Consider the following 17,672-nt stretch of genomic DNA (forward strand, 5'->3'; position numbering starts at 1 on the left):
CGCGTCGGGGGTGGCCTGCTTGGCCATGGTCAGCCTGCCTTTCGCTGGGTCATGTAGCGCATGAGGACTTCCTGGTCCGCCTGCGCGCGCGGCACGTCGGCGGTGATGACGCCCGCGCTGAGGGTGTAGATGCGGTCGCAGATGCCGAGCAGCTCGGGCAGCTCGGAGGAGATCACGAGCACCCCACGGCCGGAGTCGGCCAGCTGGTTGATGATCTCGTAGATCTCGTACTTGGCCCCGACGTCGATGCCGCGGGTGGGCTCGTCGAGGATGAGGACGTCGGGCTCGGTGAACATCCACTTGCCCAGCACGACCTTCTGCTGGTTGCCGCCCGACAGCCGCGAGACGCCCTCCTCGACGCTGGGCGCCTTGATGTTGAGGGAGGTGCGGTACTTCTCGGCGGCCACGACCTCGGCGTTGTCGTCGACGGCCAGGCCGCGACGGATCTTGCGCAGCCCCGCCGCCGTGACCGACACCTTGATGGAGTCGAGCAGGTTCAGGCCCAGGGCCTTGCGGTCCTCGGTGACGTAGGCCAGGCCGGCCGCAATGGCCTCCCCGACGCTGCGCGCCTTGATCTCCGTGCCGTTCTTGTGCAGCGTGCCGCCGCGCTTGGAGCCCCACGACTCGCCGAACACGCTGCGGGCGAGCTCGGTGCGGCCGGCACCCATGAGCCCGGCCAGGCCGACGATCTCGCCGCGGCGGACCGTGAGGTTGGCGCGGTCGACGACGGTGCGGTTCGGGTCGGCCGGGTGCATGACGGTCCAGTCGCGGATCTCGAGCAGCACCTCGCCGGGGGAGGACTCGTGCGGCGGGTAGCGGTGGTCGAGGTCGCGCCCGACCATGCCGCGGATGATGCGGTCCTCGTCGACGGCGCCCTCGCTGACCTGGAGGGTCTCGATGGTGCGGCCGTCGCGGATGATCGTGATGGCGTCGGAGATCTGCTCGATCTCGTTGAGCTTGTGGCTGATCATGATGCAGGTGATGCCGCGGTCACGCAGGCCGCCGAGCAGGTTGAGCAGGTTCTGGCTGTCGCCCTCGTTCAGGGCCGCGGTGGGCTCGTCGAGAATGAGCAGCTTGACGTCCTTGGCCAGGGCCTTGGCGATCTCGACGAGCTGCTGCTTGCCGATGCCGATGTCCCGGACGAGCGTGTCGGGGTCCTCGTGCAGGCCGACCCGGTCGAGGAGCTCGACGGCCCGCTTGCGGGCGTCGAGCCAGTCGATGACGCCGCGGTTCGCGTCCTCGTTGCCGAGGAAGAGGTTCTCGGTGATGGAGAGCAGCGGGATGAGCGCGAGCTCCTGGTGGATGATGACGACCCCCGCCTTCTCGGAGTCGCGGATCGTGCGGAACTGCACCTCCTCGCCGTCGAAGTGGATCTCGCCGCTGTAGGTGCCGTGCGGGTGGACCCCGGAGAGCACCTTCATCAGGGTCGACTTCCCGGCGCCGTTCTCGCCGCAGATGCTGTGGATCTCGCCGCGGTGCACGTCGAAGCGCACGTCGGACAGGGCCCGGACGCCCGGGAACTCCTTGGTGATGTCGCGCATCGACAGGATCGTGTCGGTCGCCATGGTCCGTCCTCGTCGGTCGGTGGGGTCGTGAGGAGAGTGCTGGGGAGCAGTGTGCTCCCGGTGCCGCGCGCCCGCACGGGGCGCGCGGCGACGGGGTGGGGCGGGGCGGCGGCGGGTGGGTTCGTTCCCCGCCGCCGCCCCGGGTCGGGGTCAGCTCTTGAGCTGGTCCGCGGTGTAGTACTTCGCGTCGAGAAGGACCTTCTCGATGTTCGACTTGTCCACGCTGACCGGGTCGAGCAGCTGGGTCGGGACCTTCTTGACGCCGTTGTCGTAGGACTCGGTGTCGTTGACGGTCACGGTCTTCTTGCCGAGGATCTCCTGGATCATCGTCACGGTCGCCTTGGCGAGGTCCTGGGTGTTCTTGAACACCGAGGAGTACTGCTCACCCGCGAGGATGGACTTGACCGACTCGAGCTCGGCGTCCTGGCCGGTGACGACCGGGAGGTCCTTGCCGCCGGCGCCGTAGCCCGAACCCTTGAGGGCCGCGATGATGCCGCGCGAGAGGCCGTCGTAGGGCGCGAGCACGCCGTTGACGTCCTTGTCGGAGTACGACTTGGTCAGCAGGTTCTCCATGCGCTTCTTGGCGACGGCCGCGTCCCAGCGCAGGGTGGCGACGGTCTTGAAGTCGGTCTCCCCGGACTGGATCTTGATGGTGCCGTCGTCGATCTTCGGCTGGAGGACCTCCATGGCGCCGTTGAAGAAGAAGGTCGCGTTGTTGTCGTCGGGGGACCCGGCGAACAGCTCGACGTTCCACGGCTTGGGCTTGCCCGAGGCCTCGAGGCCCGCGAGGAGCGACTCGGCCTGCAGCTTGCCGACCTTGAGGTTGTCGAAGGTCGTGTAGTACTCGACGGCGTCGGTGTCACGCAGCAGGCGGTCGTAGGCGATGACGGGGATGCCGTCGGCCTTCGCGTCGGCGAGGGCACCCTTGAGGGCGGTGCCGTCGATCGAGGCGACGACCAGGACGCCGTTCTTCTTGGTGATCATGTCCTGGAGCTGGGTGACCTGGGTCGGGATGTCGTCGTTGGCGTACTGGAGGTTGACCTTGTACCCGGCGGCCTCGAGCTGCGACTTGATGTAGTCGCCGTCCTTGATCCACCGCTCGGAGGTCTTGGTGGGCATGGCGACGCCGACGGTGATGTCCGCCGGGTTGCTGGCGGCAGCGGTGCTGCCGGTACCGGTGTCCGTCGAGCGCCCGCAGCCGGTGAGGGCCAGCGCCGCGACGGCGGCGACCGCAAGGATCTTGCGCATCGTGGTGGTTCTCCTTCGTGTCGAGGCCGGCGGGCGCCGGACCTGCAGTTCCGCCGAACGGCATCGTCGCCGTCGTCGGGTCCTTCCCGGAAGCCTCTGTCTAGAGGCCACCGGCCAGTCGGTGGTACGCCGCGTTCCATCGGAGCTCGTCCCGGAAGCGGCGCAGGGTGGTGCCCTCCCCGATGACGGCGAGCTCGAGCCCGACGATCTCGGCGAGGTGGTCGAGGTGCGTGGCGGTCAGGGCGGTGGAGAGCACCGTGTGGTGCGGTCCGCCGGCCATCAGCCAGCCCTCGGTGGAGGTGGCGAAGTCGGGCTTGGGGGTCCAGACGGCGCGGCCGACCGGGAGCCTGGGCATCTCGTGCGGCGGGGTCACGACGGTGACCTCGTTGGCGACGAGCCGGAACCGGTCGCCGAGGTCGTTCCAGCCGAGGACGACCGCCTCGCCCGGGTCGGCGTCGAACACGAGGCGCACGGGGTCCTCGCGGCCGCCGATCCCGAGGGGGTGGATCTCGACCCGGGCCGGCGTGCTGGAGAGGGTGGGGCAGACCTCGAGCATGTGGGCGCCGAGGACGAGCTCGCGGCCGGGCTGGAGGTCGTAGGTGTAGTCCTCCATGAAGGAGGTCGCGCCGGGCAGGCCGTCGGCCATCACCTTGAGGGTGCGCACGAGGACCGAGGTCTTCCAGTCGCCCTCGCCGCCGAAGCCGTAGCCGTCGGCCATGAGGCGCTGCACGGCCAGGCCGGGCAGCTGGCGCAGGCCGCCGAGGTCCTCGAAGTTGCTCGTGAAGGCGGTGTAGCCGCCGTCGGTGAGGAAGCGGCGCAGCCCGGCCTCGATGCGGGCGCCGTAGCGCAGCGACTCGTGGCGCTCGCCGTCCGGCAGCAGCTCGGGGACGACGTCGTAGAGGTCGGCGTACTCGGCGACCAGGGCGTCGACCTCGGCGTCCTCCACGGCGTCGACCACGGCGACGAGGTCGTTGACGCCGTAGGTGTTCACCGAGACGCCGAGGCGGATCTCGGCCTCCACCTTGTCGCCCTCGGTCACCGCGACGTCGCGCATGTTGTCGCCGAAGCGGACCACGCGCATCGTGCGCAGCTCGGTGGCGGCGGTGGCGGCGCGCGACCAGTCGGCGACGCGCTTCAGCACGACCGGGTCGGAGGTGTGGCCGGAGACGGTGAGGCGCGGCTGCCTCATCCGGGTCTGGATGAACCCGAACTCGCGGTCGCCGTGCGCGGCCTGGTTGAGGTTCATGAAGTCCATGTCGATCGTGGACCAGGGCAGGTCACGGTCGGCCTGGGTGTGCAGGTGGAGCAGCGGCTTGCGCAGCGCGTCGAGCGCGGCGATCCACATCTTCGCGGGGGAGAAGGTGTGCATCCAGGCGATGACACCCACGACGTCGTCGTCGGCGTTCGCCTCGAGCATCGTGCGGCGCATCGCGGCCGAGTCGGTGAGCACGGGCTTGGCCACGACCGTGGCGACGATGCCGTCGTGGGCGGCGAGGGCGTCGGAGACCCGACGGGACTGCGCGGCCACCTGGGCGAGGACGTCCTCGCCGTAGAGGCCCTGGCTGCCCGTGAGGAACCAGACCTGTCGCTCGCTCACTGCGGGACTCCTTCGTTCTGTCCGTAGACGTTCTGGTAGCGGTCGAAGAGGCTCGTGACGTCGGCCGGGTCGATGGCGACCGGCTCGCCGAGCTGGCGGGCGATGTGCGTGGAGCGGGCGACGTCCTCGACCATGACGGCGGCCTTGACGGCGTCGCGGGCGTCGCGGCCGATGGTGAAGGGGCCGTGGCCGGCCATGAGGACGGCGCGGGAGCGGTGGCCGCGCAGCGTCTCGACGATGCCGCGGCCGATGGAGTCGTCGCCGATGAGGGCGAAGGGGCCGAGGGGGATCTCGCCGCCGAACTCGTCGGCGGTCATCGTCAGGACGCAGGGGATCGCCTCGTGGCGTGCGGCCCAGGCGCAGGCGTAGGTGGAGTGGGTGTGCACGACCCCGCCGACCTCGGGCATGTGCCGGTAGACGTACGCGGCCGCGGCGGTGTCGCTGCTGGGGGAGTGGTCGCCCTCGACGAGCTCGCCGTGGAGGTCGCACACGACCATCGAGTCGGCGGTGAGGTCGTCGTAGGAGACGCCGGAGGGCTTGATGACCATGAGGTCGGCGCCGGGGACGCGGGCACTGACGTTGCCGGCGGTCCAGATGACCAGGCCGTAGCGGGTCAGCTCGCCGTGCAGCGCGGCGACCTCGGCGCGCAGGGACTGCACGGTGCCGCGGACGGCGTCGCTGATGGGGGTGGCGGCCGTCATGCGTGGGCCTCCCGACGGATCGCCTTGAGGGCGCGCATCGCCCCGCTGGTGCGGCCGAGGTGGTCGTGCAGCTCGCGGTACACCGCGTAGATCCGGTCGTAGGCGGCGACGTTCTCGGCGATGGGCTTGTAGGCGGCGACCTCGCGGCGGCCCATCGCCTTCGCGGCGGCCGGGACGTCCTCGTAGGCGCCGGCGGCGACGGCGGCGTGGATGGCGGAGCCGAGCGCGGGGCCCTGGGCGGAGGTGACGACCGAGAGCGGCATGTCGAGCACGTCGGCGTAGACCTGCATGAGCAGGGCGTTCTTCTGCAGGCCGCCGGTGACGATGAACTCGGTGACGGGGACGCCCGAGGCGGCGAAGGTCTCGACGATGACGCGGGCCCCGAAGGCGGTGGACTCCAGCAGCGCGCGGTACACGTCCTCGGGGCGGGTGGTGAGCGTCATCCCCATGACGAGGCCGGAGAGGTCGTGGTCCACGAGGACGGAGCGGTTGCCGCTCCACCAGTCCAGCGCCACGAGGCCGTGGCCGCCGATCGGCTGCTCGGCGGCCAGCGCGGTGAGGTGCTCGTGGACGCCCGTGCCGGCGGCGCGGGCCTCGCGCTCGTAGGAGGCGGGGACCTGGTTGGCGACGAACCAGCCGAAGATGTCGCCGACGCCGGACTGCCCGGCCTCGTAGCCGTACAGGCCGGTGACGATGCCGCCGTCGACGACCCCGCACATGCCCGGGACCTCGGCGAGGACGTCGCTGTTCATGACGTGGCACGTGGAGGTGCCCATGATGGCGACCATCTGGCCCGGCGCCACGGCATCGGCGGCCGGGGCGGAGACGTGGGCGTCGACGTTGCCGACGGCCACGGCGATGCCCTCGGACAGGCCGGTCCAGCGGGCGGCCTGCGCGGTGAGCGTGCCTGCGGCCGAACCGAGCTCGCCGATCTCGTGGTCGAGCTTGGTGTCGACGAAGTCGGCGAAGTCCGGGTTGAGGGCGGCGAGGTAGTCGCGGCTCGGGTAGGCGCCGTCCTGGCGGATGCCCTTGTAGCCGGCGGTGCAGGCGTTGCGGACGTAGCGGCCGGTGAGCTGCCAGATGATCCAGTCGGCGGCCTCGACCCAGTGCTCGGTGGCGGCGTAGACGTGCGGCGCCTCCTCGAGCAGCTGCAGGCCCTTGGCGAACTCCCACTCGCTGGAGATGACGCCGCCGTACCGGGCCAGCCAGGTCTCGCCGCGCTCGCGGGCGGTGTCGGTGATGCGGTCGGCCTGGCCCTGGGCGGCGTGGTGCTTCCAGAGCTTGACGTAGGCGTGCGGCTCGTCGCGGAACTCGTCGAGGTCGCACAGCGGCGTGCCGTCGGCGGTGGTGGGGACCATCGTGCAGGCGGTGAAGTCGGTGGCGATCCCGATGACGTGGGCCGGGTCGATGCCGGCCTCCTCGACGGCCGCGGGGACGGCGGTGCGCAGGACCTCGACGTAGTCGGAGGGCACCTGCAGGGCCCAGTCGGGCGGGAGGCGGCGGCCCGAGCCGGGCATCACGGTGTCGACGACGCCGTGCGCGTACTCGAGGACGGCCGAGCCCATCTCGGCACCGTCGGAGACCCGGACGACGAGGGCCCGCCCGGAGAGGGTCCCGTAGTCGACGCCGATGACGTACCGGTCGCCCTCGTAGGTCATCCCGCGGCTCCTTCGCCGTGTGCCCCCGGACGCCGTCGACCGGGAATGTGAGCGCTCACATTGTTAGCGTTAACATCCGCCGGGCGCAAGCGTCGTGACTGGATCGTGACCTGTGGATCCTGACAGGGGCGTGCGATAGGGCGTCGGACCGGCGGTCGGCCCGGGTGGTGTCCTCGCTGGTCAGCCGGGGCGCGCGGCGCCGCGACGACGGGGCGGGCGCCCGGTCGAGGCGCGCGTCATCAGTCGGGGTGGGACGAAGGCCGAGGGGACGTCCTCGCCGGCCAGGGCGCCCACGACGAGCCGGACCGCGGCGTGCCCGAGCGAGGCGAAGTCCTGCCGGATCGTCGTCAGCGGCGGCTGGAAGAAGGCGGCCTCGGGGATGTCGTCGAAGCCGACCACGGAGATGTCGTCGGGCACCCGCAGCCCGCGCTCGGCCAGGGCGCGCAGGGTGCCGGTCGCCATCTGGTCGTTGGCGACGAACACCGCCGTGACCCGCGGGTCGTCCTCGAGGATGCGCAGGATGCCGTCGTGGCCGGCGCGGGGGGACCAGTCGCCGGGGACGACGGGGCCGGGCTCGACGCCGGCCTGGGCGAGGGCGTCGTGGAAGCCGATGAGGCGCGCGTCGGCCTGCGGCCAGCCGGGTGGACCGGTGATGTGGGCGATGTGGCGGTGCCCGAGGTCGAGGAGGTGGCGGGTCGCCATCACGCCGCCGGCCCGCTGGTCGACGCCCGCGGTGGGGGCGCCGGGTCCGAGGAAGCCGTCGAGGGCGATGAGCGGGACGTCGATGCTCTTGAGCAGCGACTCGTCGGGGGCCTCCCCGTGGGCCGTGACGAGGACGATCGCCTCCACCGACTGGCTCAGGTGGTGCTCGATGGCGGCGGCGAGGGTCGACCCGGTGATGCTGAACAGGGGGTCGAGGGTGACGCCGTACCCGGCCGCGCGGGCGGCCTCGGCGATCCCGGTGACGGTGCTGGCCGGGCCGTAGAGGGGGAGCTCGTCGACGATGACGCCGATGAGGCCGCTGCGCCGGGTGACCAGGGCGCGGGCGGCGGAGTTGCGCCGGTACCCCAGCTCGGCGATGGCGCGCAGCACGCGGTCGCGGGTCTCGGGGCGCACCGCCGAGGCGTCGTTGAGGACCCGGGAGACGGTCTGGTGCGACACCCCCGCGCGACGGGCCACGTGGGCCATCGTCGGGGCGGAGGGGTGGGCCATGCGGCGGAGCCTAGTGCGGCGCAGGCGGTCTGCGGTCGGCGTGGCCGGGTCGGCGGGTCCGGCTGCGTGGCGGTGGGTCGGGGTCAGGCGCCGCTGAAGCCGCTGAGCAGGAGGAAGAAGAAGACGAGGCCGACGACCGCGGCGGCCACTCCCACGACCGCGCCGACGAGCAGCACGCGGTTGCGCGACGGGGTGGGGGCGTCCGCTGTCGCCGGGACCGGGAGGGCGCGCCAGACGACGGCGCCGACGACGGCCATGAGGAGCAGGTGCGCCGGGAGGATGAGGTTCTCGGTGCCCTGGCCGTCGAGGACCGAGGCGAGCAGGGGCAGCGCGAGGATGCCGAGCACCATCAGTCCCACCACGGCGAGCGTGCGGGGCAGGGACATGGTCGCGCCTCCTCTTCGTCCCGCGGGGCGGGACCGTGGGCGCGAGCGTAGGGCCGGCGACGGGTCGCTGACCAGAGCCCCCGGGCCCCGAGGTGAACCGACGAAGAGGTCACGCCGGGTACGGGATGCAGGGTCCGGCAGACTCGGGGCGTGGACGACGTGCTGGTGGAGCGGGTGCTGCGCGCCGTCGAGGCGGTGCCGCGCGGGCACGTCGTCTCGTACGGCGACGTCGCCGCCCTCGTCGGCATCGGCCCCCGCCAGGTCGGCTCGATCATGAAGCTCTACGGCTCGAACGTCACGTGGTGGCGGGTGACCAACGCGTCCGGTGACCTCCCGGTGAACCTCCTGGACGAGGCCCGCGAGCGGTGGGCGGGCGAGGGCATCCTCCTCAAGCCGAACGGGCGCGGCTGTCGCATCACCGAGTACCGCGCCGACCCCGAGGTGCTCGGCCGCGCCTATGCGGCGGCCGTGGCCGACCTGGAGGCGCCGCCGTCGGCGTGACCGGCGCAGGTGTCGAAGGAGTCACGAAACCCGTTCCGTCCAGCCGGTTCCCAGCATCCTCGGGGGAGACTGGGGCATGGGACCCCGCCTCGCCGCCCCGCTCGCCACGGCCGCCCTCGCCGCGACCGCCGTCCTCGCGGGCTGCGCCTCGGACCCCGACGCGGGCGAGGTCCCGCCGCCGCGGGTGACCGGCTCGGCGTCGGCCTCGGTCAGCCCGACGCCGTCGCCCGCTCCGCGGAGCACGGACGTTCCCGCCCTCGCGGTGGAGGTGGTGGCCTCGGGGTTCGAGCACGGGTGGGACATCGGCTTCCTCCCCGACGGCCGGGCCCTGGTGACCGAGCGCCCGGGGCGGATCTCCCTCGTGTCGGGGCTGCGCCAGGGCGCCGAGCTCAGCCGGGTGCGGGCCGACCTCGACGACGTCTTCGCCGAGGGAGAGGGCGGGCTCATGGGGATGGTCGTGCACCCCGACTTCGCGACCTCGCGCCTGTTCACCACCTGCCAGACCCATGAGGAGAGCGGGCAGGCGGTCGACGTCCGGCTCGTGACCTGGCGCCTGTCGGCCGACGGTGGCGCGGCGGCGAAGGTCAAGGACCTGCTCACCGGGCTGCCGGTCTCCTCGGGGCGGCACAGCGGCTGCCGGCCGACCCTCGCCGACGACGGGGCGCTCGTCGTCGGCACCGGCGACACGGCCCGCGCGAGCGTCCCCCAGAACCGGAAGAACCTCGGCGGCAAGGTGCTGCGGCTCGACCTCGAGACCGGGAAGCCCCTGCCCGACAACCCCTTCGCGTCGTCATCGAACGAGAAGGAGCGGTACGTCTACAGCTACGGGCACCGCAACATCCAGGGCGTGGCGATCCGTCCGGGGACGGGGGAGATCTACACCGCCGAGCACGGGCCGAGCTTCAACGACGAGGTCAACCGCATCGAGGCCGGTGCCAACTACGGGTGGGACCCCTCGCGCGGCGGGACGAGCGACTCGTACGACGAGAGCGTCGCGATGACCGACACCGAGCGCTTCCCCGACGCCGTCCCGGCCATCTGGCAGTCGGGCACCACCACGCAGGCGATCTGCGGGGCGGCGTTCCTCTCGGGCGAGCAGTGGGGCGGCCTCGACGGCGCCCTCGTCATCACCGCGCTCAAGGGGGCCAAGCTGCTCATGCTCACCCTGAAGGACGACGGCACCCTCGCGGAGGTGTCGGTGCCGCAGGAGACCAACGACCGGTACGGGCGGCTGCGCGCGGCCCGGCTCGGCCCCGACGGGGCGCTCTACGTGACGACGACCAACGGCAGCGACGACAAGCTCCTCCGCATCGCCCCGAAGCCCTGACCCCGTCCGCGACCGTGGGTGAACCCGCGTGGGACCCTCGGCGGGTTCACCCACGTTCGCCCCGGGCGCGCGTGGGTCAGGCGCCGACGATGGTCGTGACGACGTCGGTGACGCTGGGGCGGCGGGGCGTGGAGGAGAAGCCGAACCGGCACGGCGGGTCGACCGGGGAGAGCGAGCCGAGATCGACGCCGTCGAGGGCACCGGTCATCGAGGTGACCGCCCGGACGTCGGTGGCGCCGTAGTACTCCCGTCGCCCGGCGCGGGCCACCCCGCGCGTGCGGACCCCGCGCAGCACGACGCGTGCCACGGGGTCGGCCATCGTCGCGAAGCCCGGCGAACCCGCCAGGCGAGCGGGAGCCAGGCGGAGGAGCCGCCCGAGACCGGTCCGCCCACCCACGCCGAGGTCGAGGGTCAGCGACGGGGACGCGACGTGCCAGCCCGACCCGGCCGACTCCTCGGCGACGAGCGGCTCGACCCGCACCTCGTCGAACGTGTAGGTCGTCGCCACGAGGTCGGCCACCTCGTCCGACGGCGCCAGGAGGAGGCGGTGCCCGTCGGCCCGCTCGACCATCGCGTCGGCGAACACCCCGAACGGGCTCTCGTGCCACCAGCCGACGACCACCCGGGTCCCGGAGGACGACCCCACCCCGGCGATCCGGCCCCGGAACCGCTGGCGCGCACCCACGCCCCCATCATCGCCGAGGACGGCGCCGCCACCGTCGCCCGGGTCTCCGTCCGTTCGGAATCCTCCATGGAAACCCCCACCTCGAAGGTCGTTGCCCCGCGCACGCGATCGAAATGCGTCGGGCAACGATCTCGGAGGGACACCGTTCCGGCGCCCCCACCCGACTAGGGTCCGCTCATGTCAGCGACGTCCCCGACGACCCGGCTCAGCCCCGCCGCACGCCGGGGCTACGGCCTCGGGTCGGTGGCCACGGGCTCCTTCGGCACGGTCCCCGGCCTCCTCCTCCTGCCCTACCTCACCGACCGGCTCGGGGTCGCCGCCGGGCTCGCGGGCCTGGTCGTCTTCCTCCCCAAGGCGTGGGACGTCCTCCTCAACCCGGTGGCCGGCCGGATCAGCGACCGCTCCACCCACCCCGGAGGACGCCGCCGGCCCTTCCTCCTGCGCGCGGGCCTCGCGCTCGCCGCCTGCTTCGCCCTGCTCTTCGCCGGCCCGACCAGCCCCGAGGGCCTGGCCACCGCCTGGGTCGTCGTCCTGTTCCTCGCCTGCGCGACCGCGTACGCGTTCTTCCAGGTGCCGTACGTGGCCATGCCCGCCGAGATGACCGACGACTACGACGAGCGCACCCGCCTGATGACGTGGCGCGTCGCCATCCTCGCCCTCGCGATCCTCGTGAGCGGCGGCCTGTCGCCGATGGTGCGCGACGCCCTCGGCCCCGAGTGGGGGTACCGCGGGGTCGGGGTCTTCGTCGGCGTCCTCATCGTCGTCGGGGCGGTCGGGGCCTGGCGGGGCACGCGCGACACCCCGTTCTCCACCGCGGCCACCGCGGGCGGGAGCCTGTCCGACCAGCTACGGGTCGTGGCCGCGTCGCCCCCGTTCCGCACGCTGCTCACGGTGTTCGTCCTCCAGGCGCTGGCGACCGGCGCGATGCTGGCCGGCGTCGACTACGTGGCCCGCGTCCTCCTGGGCGGCGGGGCGGCCTCGACCGTGCTGTTCGTCTGCTTCGTCGCCCCGGCCCTGCTCGTGACCCCCCTGTGGCAGCGGCTCGGGGAGGCGCGGGGCAAGCGCACCGGCTACGTCCTCGGCTCGGTCCTGCTGGCGGTAGGCGCCCTCGCCACCGTGCTCAGCGTGCGCCTCGGCCTCGCCGCCACCGCCGTCACGGTGAGCCTCGTCGGGGTCGGGTACGCCGCCTGCCAGATGTTCCCGCTCGCGATGCTGCCCGATGTCGCGGCCGCCGACACCGCGGCCACCGGCGAGGCCCGCGCCGGTGCCTACACCGGGGTATGGACCGCGGGGGAGACGGCAGGGCTCGCGCTCGGACCCCTCCTCTACGCGGGCATCCTCGCCGCGGGGGGCTACGTGTCGTCCACCGACTCGGAGGCGGTGCAGCCCGACTCGGCCCGCCTCGCCATCACGCTCGGCTTCACGGTGGTGCCGGCGCTCCTCGTGGCGGCCTCCCTCGTCGTGTTGCGCCGGTACCGACTCGACGAGGAGGTGGCCCGGTGAACGAGGCCTCCGACGCCCGCGCTGCGATGTCCGCCGACGAGGTCCGCGCGACCCTCGACGCCCTGCGCGCCGCCGACCTCCCCGTGCACGGCGGCCGCACCCTCGCCTACGTCTACGACTCGGGCCTCGCCGACGCCGACGCGCTCGGGCTCGAGGCGCTGGCGATGTTCGCCGGGGCCAACGGCCTGGACCCCACCGCCTTCCCCAGCCTGTTGAGGATGGAGAACGACCTCGTCGCCTCGGCAGGCCGGATCCTCGACGCGCCCGACGGGTTCGTCGGCTCGGCCACGAGCGGCGGCACCGAGTCGATCCTCCTGGCCGTCCTCGCCGCCCGCGAGGGAGCGCCCCACGTTTCGGACCCGAGCATGGTCCTCCCGACGAGCGCCCACGCCGCCTTCCTCAAGGCCGCGAAGTACCTCGGGGTCCGGGCCGTCCTCGTCGACGTCGACCCCACCACCCTGCGGGCCGACCCGGAGGCGATGGCCGCGGCCGTCGACGACACCACGGTCCTCGTCGTCGCCTCCGCTCCCTCGTACGCGCACGGGGTCGTCGACCCGGTCCCGGAGGTCGCGGCGGTCGCCTCCGGCCGCGGCATCCGCTGCCACGTCGACGCCTGCATCGGCGGCTGGGTCCTGCCCCACCTCGACCACCCTCACCCGTGGACCTTCGCTCTGGAGGGCGTCACGAGCATCAGCGTCGACCTCCACAAGTACGCGTACACGTGCAAGGGCGTCTCCCTCCTCCTGCACCGCAACCCGGCGCTGCGTCGTGGTCACCTGTTCGCCTCGGCCGACTGGCCCGGCTACACGATGCTCAACGCGACGATGCAGTCCACCCGCTCGGGCGGCCCCCTCGCCGCCGCCTGGGCGGTCACCCGCACCATCGGTGACGCCGGGTACGCCCGCCTGGCCGGTGAGGCGCGTCAGGCGACCCTCGCCATCGCCCGCGGGGTGGCCGACATCGACGGGCTCGACGTCCTGGTCACCCCCGACTCCACGCTGCTCGCGCTCGTGGCCGACGGCTCCTGCGACGTCTTCACGGTGGCCGACGAGATGCTCGCGCGGGGGTGGTTCACCCAGCCGCAGATGGCCTTCCGCGACGTGCCGCCGACCCTCCACCTCACCCTCTCGGCGGCGACCGCTCCCTCGGTGCCCGACTTCCTCGAGGCGCTCGCGCAGGCCACCGAGGCGGCGCGTGCCGCCGGACCCGTGAGCGTCGACCCTGCCCTCGCCGGGCTCGTCGCGGCCATCGACCCGACCACCCTCGATGACGCGGGCTTCGGCCGGCTCCTCGGCGCCGCCGGCCTGGCGGGCGACGACGGCTCGCTCGCGCTCCCCGAGCGGATGGCCCCGGTGAACGCGCTGCTCGACGCCTGCCCCCCGGCCCTGCGCGAGGCCCTGCTCCTCGGGGTCCTCGACCGCTTGTCGCGCCCGACCCCCTCCTGAGCGCACCCGCCGACGCCCCGGTTGCCCTGCAGGTCGGGGGCGTGTTGGCTGGGGAGGCTCGCCCCGTCGCCGGAAGGACGCCGATGACCACCGCCCCGCCCGACCCGACGCTGTCCCACACCGCAGGTCCCACCGAACCCGCCCTCCTCGAGCAGACGATCGGGGACTGCCTCGACTCCACCGTCGAGCGCTTCGGCGACCGCGACGCGCTCGTGGACCGCGCGGCGGGCGTCCGCTACACGTGGGCCGAGCTGGGGCGGGCCGTCGAGCACCTCGCCCGGGGGTTCGTCGCCGCCGGGCTCGAGAAGGGCGACCGGGTGGGGATCTGGGCGCCCAACTGCCACGAGTGGGTTCTGGTCCAGCTGGCGACGGCCAAGGTCGGCGTCGTCCTGGTGAACATCAACCCGGCGTACCGCACCCACGAGCTGACCTACGTCCTCAACCAGGCCGGTATCCGGCTGCTCGTGACGGCCGAGTCGTTCAAGACCTCGGACTACGTCGCGATGGTCGAGCAGTCGCGCGGTGAGTGCCCCGAGCTGCGCGACGTCGTCGTCATCGGGCAGCAGTCGTGGGACGACCTCCTCGCCCGCTCTGACGAGGTGAGCCCGGAGCGCCTGCACATGGTGCAGCACGACCTCGACCCGGCCGACGCCATCAACATCCAGTACACCTCGGGGACAACGGGATTCCCCAAGGGAGCCACGCTCTCGCACCGCAACATCCTCAACAACGGCTTCCTCGTGGGCGAGCTCTGCCGCTACACCGAGGACGACCGCATCTGCATCCCGGTGCCCTTCTACCACTGCTTCGGGATGGTGATGGGCAACCTCGCGGCGCTCACCCACGGCGCCTGCATGGTCGTCCCGGCGCCCGGGTTCGACCCCGCGCTGACCCTCGAGGCCGTGGTCGCCGAGCGCTGCACCTCCCTCTACGGCGTGCCCACGATGTTCATCGCCGAGTGGGCCCTGCCGGACTTCGCCTCGTACGACCTGTCCTCGGTGCGCACCGGGATCATGGCCGGCTCGCCCTGCCCGGCGAGCACGATGACGCAGCTCATCGAGTCGGGGATCGACGAGATGACGATCTGCTACGGGATGACCGAGACCTCCCCGGTCTCCACCCAGACCCGCACCGACGACACGTTCGAGCGCAAGGTCGGCACGGTCGGGGCGGTCCACCCCCACCTGGAGATCAAGGTCGTCGACCCGTTGAGCGGCGAGACCCTGCCGCGCGGCCGGGCGGGGGAGTTCTGCACGAAGGGCTACTCGGTGATGCTCGGCTACTGGGACGAGCCGGAGAAGACCGCCGAGGTGCTCGTCGACGGCTGGATGCACACCGGCGACATCGCGGTCATGGACGACGACGGCTACGTGCAGATCACCGGCCGGATCAAGGACATGGTCATCCGCGGCGGCGAGAACATCTACCCGCGCGAGATCGAGGAGTTCCTCTACACGCACCCCGACGTCCTCGACGCCCAGGTGGTCGGCGTCCCCGACGAGCGGTACGGCGAGGAGCTGTGTGCCTGGATCCGGATGAAGGACGGTGCGGCGCCGCTGACGGCCGAGGGCGTGCGGGAGTTCGCCACCGGCAAGCTCGCCCACTACAAGATCCCGCGGTACGTCCGCGTCGTCGACGAGTTCCCGATGACCGTCACCGGCAAGGTGCGCAAGGTCGAGATGCGGGAGGTCAGCGTCTCCGAGCTGGGCCTCTGACCAGCCCGCACCTCGAGGTCCCTGCGGGCGGGCGTCCGGAGTAGGTTGTGGCGCGACGTGAGCCAACCGGGCACCGCTGAACGACAGGAACCACCTATGCCAACCGGCCGACTCATCCTGCTGCTCCTCATCGTGGTCGCCGTGGTGCTCGTCATCCTGTGGCTGATGCGACGCGGCTCCAGCCAGCGCGAGGCCCAGCGGGTCGAGGCCGCCGAGCTGAGGGGGCGTGCGGAGGAGATCGCCGCCACGATGGGTGGCCAGCAGGCGTTCGCGCAGCAGACCGAGGAGCGCGCGGCGGTCGCCCGCGCCGAGGCCGAGCAGCGCGCCCAGGAGGCCGCCCGCCTGGAGCAGGAGGCCGCCGAGCAGCGCGCCGCCGCGGACGCGACCCAGCGCGAGTACGAGGCGCAGATGCGCCGGGCCGACGACGTCGACCCCGACGTCAAGGAGTCCTCGTTCGCCCCGGTCCCCACGGAGGACGCGGCCCCGGCCGTGGAGGCGGGCCGCGCGGGTGCCGCTGACACCGACGCCGACGACGCCGACGACGACCGTGCGGTCGAGGGCGAGGCGCCGATGACGCGCGCCGAGCGGCGTGCGGCGCGCGAGCAGGCTGAGTCCCAGGGGTCCTGGTCGGCCGCACCGGTGGCCGCCGCTGCGGGGGCCGGTGCCGTGGCCGCGGCGTCCGCCCACCACGACGACGAGGACCACGACGCCGACAGCGAGCGCGTCGCGAGTGCTGCCGACTACCGCGACGACGTCACCCCCGAGGGTGACACCCGTCCCACGGAGGCGCCGTCCGCCCCGACCACCGACGCCGTGCCCGCCGCTGACGACAGCGCCGCAGGGCACCACGTCCCGGACGGCGAGGTCACCGAGGCGCGGGCCGAGGCCGGCGATGACGACGCCGCTCCCGGCGTTTCCGCCGCGGCCGCCGCGGGTACGGGTGCGGGTATGAGCGACGACACCCGCGAGCACGACCCGGCCCACACCGACCTCTCCCACGACGTCGAGTCCCCCAGCGGGGAGTGGGGCGGCCCCCGCTCCGACGACGCCCCCGCCGAGGCGGACGCCACGGACCACGGCGCCACCGACGCCGGGACCGCGACCTCCGAGGGCGACGCGACCCCCGACGCCAGCCCCGACGGCCCGACGATCATCGGCGACATCGAGGACTACGCCTCCACCGAGCCGCTCCTCGCCGAGGACCAGACCGCCCCGGTCGAGTCCGACGCCGCGGCCTCCGACGAGACCTCCGCCGACGCCGACACCACGTCCTCCGACGAGCACACCTCGCTGGAGGACGCGGCGCCGACCGCTGCTCACGACACCCCGGCGGACGCCGACGAGGAGGCCACCACGGCCCCCCACGACACGCTGGCGGCCGACGCGGACGAGGAGCCCGCTGCTGCGCACGACGTGGACACCACCGAGGAGGCCATCACGGCTCCCCACGACACGCTGGCGGACGACGCGGCCGACGAGCCCGCCTCCTCCGGTGAGGGCGCGGAGCGCGGCGAGTCCACCCAGGAGCGCTTCGACCCGACCCCGACCCGCGACTGGGCGGCCGACGAGGGCGAGCTGCTCGAGGAGAACCGCGCGCGCGGCGAGGCCCTCGAGGAGGACCGCACCGAGCTCGCCTCCGAGGAGCCGGAGCCGGTCGAGGAGACCGCGCACCACGACGCCGTCGCGGACGAGGCTCCCTCCGACCACGCCGGGACCCCGGCCGACGAGGCGCCGGCCGAGACCAGCGCCTCCGACGACACGACCTCCGACGACGCGACCTCCGACGACGCTCCCGGCGCGGACGAGAGCCCCGTCACCGAGCGCGCCGCGCGCCGGGTCTCGGAGTTCCACGAGCTGCGCGACGGCGGCTACGGCGTCGGTTCCGCCGCCACCCTCGACGACGGTGCGCAGCCGCTCGACCACCCGGTCCAGGGCTTCCGCGACTCGATGACCGCCCGTGTCCCTGGCGACGCCGGGTACGACGACGGCGAGCCGGACGTGTGGTTCTACGACGAGGCCGCCGCCGAGCGCAACGGGTTCCGCCGCTCGCAGGACTGAGCACGACGACCGTCCCCCGCGGCGCGCGCCACGTGGGACGGACCTCTCGACGGGATGGGTCGAACCGCTAG

The 17,672-nt window shown here is 73.0% G+C and carries 14 protein-coding genes; 6 read left to right on the forward strand and 8 right to left on the reverse strand.

The genetic code is table 11. The features are described from left to right. Positions 1 to 29: 29 nt before the first annotated feature. The 7 genes from mmsA to ACFLFB_RS02265 form a co-directional block, all read right to left on the reverse strand. Positions 30 to 1,565 (reverse strand): multiple monosaccharide ABC transporter ATP-binding protein, encoded by a 1,536-nt coding sequence (gene mmsA, locus ACFLFB_RS02235; protein ID WP_392544080.1) that lies wholly within the window; start codon positions 1,563 to 1,565, stop codon positions 30 to 32. 150 nt (positions 1,566 to 1,715) lie between these two features. Further along, positions 1,716 to 2,813 (reverse strand): multiple monosaccharide ABC transporter substrate-binding protein, encoded by a 1,098-nt coding sequence (gene chvE, locus ACFLFB_RS02240; protein ID WP_392544081.1) that lies wholly within the window; start codon positions 2,811 to 2,813, stop codon positions 1,716 to 1,718. A 100-nt stretch (positions 2,814 to 2,913) separates the two neighbouring features. Continuing rightward, positions 2,914 to 4,410 (reverse strand): L-arabinose isomerase, encoded by a 1,497-nt coding sequence (gene araA, locus ACFLFB_RS02245; protein WP_392544082.1) that lies wholly within the window; start codon positions 4,408 to 4,410, stop codon positions 2,914 to 2,916. After that, positions 4,407 to 5,111 (reverse strand): L-ribulose-5-phosphate 4-epimerase, encoded by a 705-nt coding sequence (locus tag ACFLFB_RS02250; protein ID WP_392544083.1) that lies wholly within the window; start codon positions 5,109 to 5,111, stop codon positions 4,407 to 4,409. Before ACFLFB_RS02250 ends, araA begins: the two co-directional genes overlap by 4 nt. Next, the gene (gene araB / locus ACFLFB_RS02255) at positions 5,108 to 6,769 is read right to left on the reverse strand and encodes a ribulokinase (RefSeq protein ID WP_392544084.1); all 1,662 of its coding nucleotides are present in this window, start codon (positions 6,767 to 6,769) and stop codon (positions 5,108 to 5,110) included. The genes ACFLFB_RS02250 and araB overlap by 4 nt, the downstream gene beginning before the upstream one ends. Positions 6,770 to 6,949: 180 nt before the next feature. After that, complete coding sequence (locus ACFLFB_RS02260; protein WP_392544085.1) at positions 6,950 to 7,981, reverse strand: LacI family DNA-binding transcriptional regulator; 1,032 nt, start codon at positions 7,979 to 7,981, stop codon at positions 6,950 to 6,952. Positions 7,982 to 8,064: 83 nt separating this feature from the next. Next, on the reverse strand, positions 8,065 to 8,367 hold the full coding sequence (locus tag ACFLFB_RS02265; protein WP_392544086.1) for a hypothetical protein: 303 nt from the start codon (positions 8,365 to 8,367) through the stop codon (positions 8,065 to 8,067). Positions 8,368 to 8,517: 150 nt separating this feature from the next. On the opposite strand from ACFLFB_RS02265, the gene ACFLFB_RS02270 reads away from it, so the two are divergent. Together ACFLFB_RS02270 and ACFLFB_RS02275 are read left to right on the forward strand one after the other, a co-directional pair. Beyond that, positions 8,518 to 8,868 (forward strand): MGMT family protein, encoded by a 351-nt coding sequence (locus ACFLFB_RS02270; protein WP_392544087.1) that lies wholly within the window; start codon positions 8,518 to 8,520, stop codon positions 8,866 to 8,868. 76 nt (positions 8,869 to 8,944) lie between these two features. Further along, complete coding sequence (locus tag ACFLFB_RS02275) at positions 8,945 to 10,195, forward strand: PQQ-dependent sugar dehydrogenase (protein ID WP_392544088.1); 1,251 nt, start codon at positions 8,945 to 8,947, stop codon at positions 10,193 to 10,195. A 76-nt stretch (positions 10,196 to 10,271) separates the two neighbouring features. Here the strand turns inward: ACFLFB_RS02275 and ACFLFB_RS02280 are convergent, their stop codons facing one another. Continuing rightward, the gene (locus ACFLFB_RS02280; protein ID WP_392544089.1) at positions 10,272 to 10,880 is read right to left on the reverse strand and encodes a hypothetical protein; all 609 of its coding nucleotides are present in this window, start codon (positions 10,878 to 10,880) and stop codon (positions 10,272 to 10,274) included. Between the two features lie 177 nt (positions 10,881 to 11,057). Here ACFLFB_RS02280 and ACFLFB_RS02285 point away from each other — a divergent pair, with 177 nt between their 5' ends. The 4 genes from ACFLFB_RS02285 to ACFLFB_RS02300 all read left to right on the forward strand — a co-directional run bounded on the left by ACFLFB_RS02285 (position 11,058) and on the right by ACFLFB_RS02300 (position 17,601). Next, positions 11,058 to 12,383 carry an MFS transporter gene (locus ACFLFB_RS02285; RefSeq protein ID WP_392544090.1) on the forward strand — a complete coding sequence of 442 codons (1,326 nt, stop codon included), beginning with the start codon at positions 11,058 to 11,060 and terminating at the stop codon, positions 12,381 to 12,383. Then, positions 12,380 to 13,828, forward strand: a complete 1,449-nt coding sequence (locus ACFLFB_RS02290; protein ID WP_392544091.1) for a pyridoxal phosphate-dependent decarboxylase family protein — start codon at positions 12,380 to 12,382, stop codon at positions 13,826 to 13,828. Before ACFLFB_RS02285 ends, ACFLFB_RS02290 begins: the two co-directional genes overlap by 4 nt. An 83-nt stretch (positions 13,829 to 13,911) precedes the next feature. Continuing rightward, complete coding sequence (locus ACFLFB_RS02295; protein WP_392544092.1) at positions 13,912 to 15,543, forward strand: AMP-binding protein; 1,632 nt, start codon at positions 13,912 to 13,914, stop codon at positions 15,541 to 15,543. Between the two features lie 96 nt (positions 15,544 to 15,639). Next, positions 15,640 to 17,601 (forward strand): hypothetical protein, encoded by a 1,962-nt coding sequence (locus ACFLFB_RS02300; RefSeq protein ID WP_392544093.1) that lies wholly within the window; start codon positions 15,640 to 15,642, stop codon positions 17,599 to 17,601. Positions 17,602 to 17,672: the final 71 nt, after the last annotated feature.

It is taken from the genome of Oryzobacter telluris (assembly GCF_043099285.1).
Lineage (GTDB): Bacteria > Actinomycetota > Actinomycetes > Actinomycetales > Dermatophilaceae > Oryzobacter > Oryzobacter telluris.